The sequence below is a fragment of the Variovorax sp. 01T439_2 genome, assembly GCF_056398445.1.
Window position 1 is genome coordinate 1 of sequence record NZ_JBFTPJ010000506.1, and the last position, 6,016, is coordinate 6,016.

Here is a 6,016-nt window from a genome sequence, read left to right on the forward strand (position 1 = left end):
CTCTATCTCGACCTGATCCGCTGGAACCGCCCCGCCGGCTGGCTGCTGCTGCTGTGGCCCACGCTGGGCGCGCTCTGGTTCGCGGCCGAAGGCTGGCCGGGCTGGCACCTGCTGGCCGTGTTCGTGCTGGGCACCATCCTGATGCGCAGCGCGGGCTGCTGCGTCAACGACGTGGCCGACCGCGACTTCGACCGCCACGTGAAGCGGACCGCCCAGCGGCCGGTGACCAGCGGCGCGGTCTCGGTCAGGGAGGCGCTGGTGTTGGGTGCGGTGCTGGCGTTGCTGGCCTTCGGGCTGGTGCTCACGACCAACCGGCTCACCATCCTGTGGTCGTTCGCGGCGCTGGCCGTCACCTTGGCCTATCCGTTCGCCAAGCGCTTCGTGTCGGTTCCGCAGGCGGTGCTCGGCATCGCCTTCAGCTTCGGCATTCCGATGGCTTTTGCGGCGGTGCAAGCCAGCGTGCCCGTGTTCGCCGCCTGGCTGCTGGCCGGCAACCTGTTCTGGGTGCTGGCCTACGACACCGAATACGCAATGGTCGACCGCGACGACGACCTGAAGATCGGCATGAAGACCTCGGCCATCACTTTCGGCCGCTTCGACGTGGCGGCCGTCATGGCGAGCTACGGCATCTTCCTGGCCGTCTGGGCGTGGGCTGGCGCGAGCCGGGGCCTGGGGGTCGTGTTCTTCGCGGCCATCGGCATCGCCTTGGCGCAGGCCGCCTGGCACTGGCGGCTGATCCGCGAGCGCACGCGCGACGGCTGCTTCAAGGCCTTCCGGCTGAACCACTGGCTCGGCTTCACCGTGTTTGCCGGCATCGCGGCCGGCTACGCCATTCGCTAGCTAGAAAGACAGGACGCACATGCTCGATCGCCTGACGCAGAAGATCGGCCAGGAAGGCCTGTCCGGATGGCACCTCATCACGCAGGAGATGGTCGACCGGTACGCGGCGCTCTCGGGCGACGGCGAGGGCGAATGGATCCACCTCGATCCGGAGCGCGCCGCCCGCGAGGCGAACTACGGCGGAACGATCGTGCCGGGCTTCTTCCAGGTGTCGCACCTGATCCGGCTGACCGGCGAGGCCATGCGGACGCTGCTGCCCTTCGATGCGAATCACGCGCTGAACTATGGATTCGACCGCTTGCGCTTCGTCAGGCCGATGCCGGTCGGCGCGCGCTTCCGGGCGCGTGTGCGCATCCTCGAGGCGACGCCCAAGCCCGGCGACAGCTTCCTGCTGAAGGAGGCGGTGCTGCTCGAGCTCGAGGACGGCACCGTCACGCTGGCGGCCGAGTGGCTGGTCTTCCTCGGGCCGCGCGCACTGGCGGCCTGACGAGGCTCAGGCGCGGCCGAATTCCTCGCCCAGCTCGGCGGCGCGCTTCTGCGCCGCACGGATGGCGGCCTTGAACTTCGCCTTGACGTCGGCGCCCTCGAGCGCGCTGATTGCCGCGTGGGTGGTGCCGCCCTTGGAGGTCACGCGTTCGCGCAGCACCGACGGCGGCTCGGTGGCGCTGTGCGCAAGTGCCGAAGCGCCGGTGAAGGTGCCGATGGCCAGCCGCTGGGCCTGCTCGAGCGGCAGGCCCATCTCGACGCCGGCTTCGGTCATCGCTTCGATGAAATAGAAGACGTAGGCCGGGCCGGAGCCCGACATGGCCGTCACCGCATCGAGCGCGGCTTCGTCGTCGACCCAGAGCAGCTCGCCGGTCGGCGCCAGCAGCTGCCCGACCAGGGAGCGGTCGGCGGCCTCCACCGCGGCCCGCGCAAAAAGGCCGGTCATGCCCTGGCCCACCAGCGCCGGCGTGTTGGGCATGGCGCGCACCACGCGTTCGCTGCCGAGCCAGCGCGCGATGCTGCCCGACGGAATGCCGGCCGCCACGCTCAGGTGCAGTGCGTTGGCCGCGAATGCGCGCACCGGGGCGGCCGCGTCCGCGAAAGTCTGCGGCTTGACCGCCCACACCACCACCGAGCAGCGCGAAAGGGCGTCGCCGGCCTCGGCGTGAGCGGCAATGCCGAAGGATTGCGCGAGCTTGGTGCGGGCCTCCTCGAAGGGCTCGACCACCTCGAAGCTGCCGGCGGGCGTACCCTGCTTGATGAGGCCGCCGATGATGGCACTGGCCATGTTGCCGCCGCCGATGAAGGCGATCGGAGGCAGCGGCGGCGGTGCGGTGCGGGGCAGGAAGGTGACGGCGATGGTCATGGTCGGTCGGTGTATTCGAATGCCGCAAACTGGGTTGTCTGCAGCGGGTTGAAATTGTCGTCGCTCACGACCACCAGCATGCGCTTGCCGTCCGGAAGCGGCGGTCCCCAGCACATGCCCTCGGTGTTGTCGAGGCGCGAAAGGCCGAGCCAGGCGAAGTCGGCGACCAGGGTTTTCGGCGCGGGGCGGTGGTTGTCCGCGGCGAGCGCGTCGATCGCCAGCACGTCGGTGGCGTTGCGGGTATCGATCTCGTACAGGCGCAGCGAGTTTCCGGCGCCGGTGGCATAGGCGCGTTCCAGCACCAGCATGCGGTCGGCGTCGAGCATCAGGATCTCGCTGATGCCGTTGTCCGCATGGCTGCCGGGAATGAGCGGCCGCAGCGGGATCGCATCGGGCACATAGGCGATCTGGCGCGTGGCCTGGCCGGTCTCCAGGTCGATCCGGGTCAGCCGGCAGGGACCGCCCGGCGCCCTCGTGGTGGGAACCGGGCCGTCCTGGATCAGCGCGTTTTCCATGCCAAGCCAGGCGTGGCGGCCGTCGGGCGCCAGCGCCAGGCCCTCGAGGCCCAGGTTGTCGCGCGGGCCCCGGCGCCGGGCCGGATCGGGGTTGAACATGGCCGGCAGCGCGAACTCGCGCAGCAGGCGGCCGTCGCGCGCCGACTCGTACAAGGCCGGGCCGAATCCCCGGCCCACATCGCCTTCGCTCGTCCAGAGCAGGGTTCCGGCGCCTGGGCGCAGGCGCAGCGATTCGGGGTCCGGAACCGGGGTGCCGGGCTCGGCGCGGCGCCGCGCAGGCCAGGGACCGCCGCCCGGGCGTTGCAGCTGCACGACACCTTTCGGTTCGGGTGGCAGCGCCCAGGGAGGCGCCCATTGCGCCACATAGAAACGCGCAGGATCGAGGTCTGACCGATCGTCGCTGAGCAGCAGGTACTCACTTCTTTCTGCGTCGTAGTCGATGCCCGAGAGGCCGCCGGCGGTCGTGCCCTGTATATTCAGCCGGTACGGCCAGTGCGCCTCGGCAAGGCGGCGCAGCCGTTGTGACCCCGCCGGCGGAATGGCCGGACTGCGGCAGCCGGCCAATCCCAGCCCTGCGAGCCCCGCCGCCATGGCGCCCGCGCCCGCCAGCAGCCGGCGGCGCATGGGCGATATGGGGCCTGGATCGAAGGTGCGCACGCCGCCGAGTCTAGTTCCAGTTCGATTCGATCTCAGAAGGCAGTTGACATGCCTTGGCCTGCGTGCAACAATCGCAGGCTTCGCTTCAAAAGGCGAAGCTTTCAGCCCAAAGCGGAAGTGCCTCGAGTGGTTCGAGGTGCGGACGACGGGCCCAAGACTGACCGCAGCGTTTCCCTCCCGGAGGCGCATCGGTACAAGTTGGGAACTACTAGCAATGATCCAAACTGAATCCCGGCTCGAAGTGGCCGACAACACAGGCGCGAAGTCCGTCCTGTGTATCAAGGTGCTCGGTGGCTCCAAGCGGCGTTATGCCAGCGTGGGCGACGTCATCAAGGTGAGCATCAAGGAAGCCGCTCCGCGTGGTCGCGTCAAAAAGGGCGAGATCTACAGCGCAGTGGTGGTCCGCACCGCCAAGGGCATCCGTCGCGCCGACGGTTCGCTCGTCAAATTCGATGGCAACGCAGCCGTGTTGCTCAACGCCAAGCTGGAGCCGATCGGCACCCGCATCTTCGGACCGGTGACGCGCGAGCTGCGCACCGAAAAGTTCATGAAGATCGTGTCGCTGGCCCCCGAAGTTCTCTAAGGACAACAACGCCATGAACAAGATTCGCAAAGGCGACCAGGTCATCGTGTTGGCCGGGCGCGACAAAGGCAAGCGCGGCACCGTCTCGCTGCGCAAGGATGATTYGCACCTCGTCGTCGAGGGCGTGAACATCGTCAAGAAGCACGCCAAGCCGAACCCCCTCAAGGGTACGACCGGCGGCATCGTCGAGAAGACCATGCCCATCCACCAATCCAACGTGGCGATCTTCAATGCCGCGACCGGCAAGGCCGATCGCGTGGGCATCAAGATCACCCAGGGTGCTGACGGCAAGCGCGTGGCTGTTCGCGTCTTCAAGTCCAGCGGCGACGAAATCAAGTTCGCCAGACCTGACGGAAAAGTTCGGCTACAAGTCGCCGATGCAGGTCCCCCGTCTCACCAAGATCACGCTCAACATGGGCGTGGGTGAAGCTGTCGCCGACAAGAAGGTCCTGGACAACGCAGTTGCCGACCTGACCAAGATCGCCGGCCAGAAGCCCGTGGTCACCAAGTCGAAGAAGGCCATCGCCGGTTTCAAGATCCGCGAAAACCAGCCGATCGGCTGCATGGTCACGCTGCGTGGCGTGCAGATGTATGAGTTCCTGGACCGTTTCGTGACCATCGCGCTGCCGCGTGTTCGCGACTTCCGCGGCATTTCCGGCCGTGCGTTCGACGGCCGTGGCAACTACAACATCGGCGTCAAGGAACAGATCATTTTCCCCGAGATCGAATACGACAAGGTCGATGCCCTGCGCGGTCTCAACATCAGCATCACGACGACGGCCAAGACCGACGAAGAAGCCAAGGCGCTTCTCGCTGGTTTCCGTTTCCCGTTCAAGAACTGAGGCGCACCGTGGCTAAACAATCCCTGATCCAACGCGAACTCAAGCGCGACAAGCTGGTCGCCAAGTACGCTGCGAAGCACGCGGAACTGAAGGCAATCTCCAACGACCTGAAGAAGAGCGACGAAGAGCGCGCTGCTGCCCGCCTGGGCCTGCAGAAGCTTCCGCGCAACGCGAACCCCACGCGCCAGCGCAACCGTTGCGAAATCACCGGTCGCCCCCGTGGCACCTTCCGTCAATTCGGTCTGGCCCGCGCCAAGATCCGCGAACTGGCCTTCAATGGCGACATCCCCGGTGTCACCAAGGCCAGCTGGTAAGCCAGGCAGGAGCAAACAACATGAGCATGAGTGATCCCATTGCCGACCTGCTGACGCGTATCCGTAACGCGCAGATGGTGGCGAAGCCCACTGTGTCGGTCCCGTCTTCCAAGGTGAAGATCGCGATCTCGCAGGTCCTGAAGGACGAAGGCTATATCGACGGTTTCCAGGTCAAGACCGAAGACGGCAAGACCGAACTCGTCATTACCCTGAAGTACTACGCTGGCCGTCCGGTCATCGAGCGCATCGAGCGCGTGAGCCGTCCCGGCCTGCGCGTCTACAAGGCCAGTGCTTCCATTCCGCAAGTCCAGAACGGCCTGGGCGTCGCGATCGTCACGACCCCCAAGGGCGTGATGACCGACCGCAAGGCGCGCGCTACCGGTGTCGGTGGCGAAGTGCTGTGCTACGTCGCCTAACCGAGACATCGAGGAGTAACTGAAATGTCCCGAGTAGGAAAAATGCCGATCACCATCCCCGCAGGCGTGGATGTGTCGATCAAGGAAGACCAGATCAGCGTCAAGGGCACGGGCGGCACGCTCAACCTTGCACGCAATCCCCTGGTCAAGGTCGTCAGCAACGACGGCAAGCTGAATTTCGAGCCCGCCAACGAGTCGCGTGAAGCGAACGCGATGAGCGGCACGATCCGCCAGCTGGTGAACAACATGGTGGTTGGCGTGACCAAGGGCTTCGAGAAGAAGCTCAACCTGGTCGGCGTCGGCTACAAGGCTGCAGCGTCCAACAACAAGTTGAACCTGCAAGTCGGCTATTCGCACCCGGTCAACATCGACATGCCGCAAGGCATCACGGTGGCCACTGCAACGCCGACCGAAATCGTGATCAAGGGTGCTGACCGTCAGCGCGTTGGTCAAATCGCCGCTGAGATCCGCGCTGTTCGTCCGCCTGAGCCCTACAAG

9 protein-coding genes and 1 pseudogene are annotated in these 6,016 nt (G+C 66.1%); 8 read left to right on the forward strand and 2 right to left on the reverse strand.

The genetic code is table 11. The features are described 5' to 3' along the window. Positions 1–840, forward strand: an 840-nt coding sequence (gene ubiA / locus AC1DOC_RS21660) for a 4-hydroxybenzoate octaprenyltransferase (RefSeq protein ID WP_478130459.1), incomplete at its 5' end; no start/stop codon positions are given. 19 nt (positions 841–859) lie between these two features. Then, positions 860–1,327 carry a MaoC/PaaZ C-terminal domain-containing protein gene (locus AC1DOC_RS21665; protein ID WP_015867802.1) on the forward strand — a complete coding sequence of 156 codons (468 nt, stop codon included), beginning with the start codon at positions 860–862 and terminating at the stop codon, positions 1,325–1,327. Positions 1,328–1,333: 6 nt separating this feature from the next. Here AC1DOC_RS21665 and proC read toward each other — a convergent pair whose 3' ends face one another. Next, positions 1,334–2,191 carry a pyrroline-5-carboxylate reductase gene (gene proC, locus AC1DOC_RS21670; RefSeq protein WP_018905179.1) on the reverse strand — a complete coding sequence of 286 codons (858 nt, stop codon included), beginning with the start codon at positions 2,189–2,191 and terminating at the stop codon, positions 1,334–1,336. After that, complete coding sequence (locus AC1DOC_RS21675) at positions 2,188–3,330, reverse strand: esterase-like activity of phytase family protein (RefSeq protein WP_478080166.1); 1,143 nt, start codon at positions 3,328–3,330, stop codon at positions 2,188–2,190. The genes proC and AC1DOC_RS21675 overlap by 4 nt, the downstream gene beginning before the upstream one ends. 247 nt (positions 3,331–3,577) lie before the next feature. Between AC1DOC_RS21675 and rplN the strand changes: the two genes are divergently transcribed. The 6 genes and pseudogenes from rplN to rplF all read left to right on the forward strand — a co-directional run. Then, on the forward strand, positions 3,578–3,946 hold the full coding sequence (rplN, locus tag AC1DOC_RS21680; protein WP_009124801.1) for a 50S ribosomal protein L14: 369 nt from the start codon (positions 3,578–3,580) through the stop codon (positions 3,944–3,946). Positions 3,947–3,959: 13 nt separating this feature from the next. Continuing rightward, positions 3,960–4,289 (forward strand): annotated as a pseudogene (gene rplX / locus AC1DOC_RS21685) (50S ribosomal protein L24); the annotation flags it as partial. Further along, entirely contained in the window at positions 4,246–4,788 is a 543-nt protein-coding gene (gene rplE / locus AC1DOC_RS21690) for a 50S ribosomal protein L5 (protein WP_478130461.1), read from the forward strand. The pseudogene rplX and the gene rplE, both read left to right, overlap by 44 nt. 8 nt (positions 4,789–4,796) lie before the next feature. Continuing rightward, positions 4,797–5,102 (forward strand): 30S ribosomal protein S14, encoded by a 306-nt coding sequence (gene rpsN / locus AC1DOC_RS21695; protein ID WP_015867798.1) that lies wholly within the window; start codon positions 4,797–4,799, stop codon positions 5,100–5,102. Positions 5,103–5,122: 20 nt separating this feature from the next. Continuing rightward, positions 5,123–5,518 carry a 30S ribosomal protein S8 gene (gene rpsH / locus AC1DOC_RS21700; protein ID WP_015867797.1) on the forward strand — a complete coding sequence of 132 codons (396 nt, stop codon included), beginning with the start codon at positions 5,123–5,125 and terminating at the stop codon, positions 5,516–5,518. A 24-nt stretch (positions 5,519–5,542) separates the two neighbouring features. Beyond that, a partial coding sequence (gene rplF / locus AC1DOC_RS21705; protein ID WP_478130460.1) for a 50S ribosomal protein L6 occupies positions 5,543–6,016 on the forward strand: 474 nt, incomplete at its 3' end.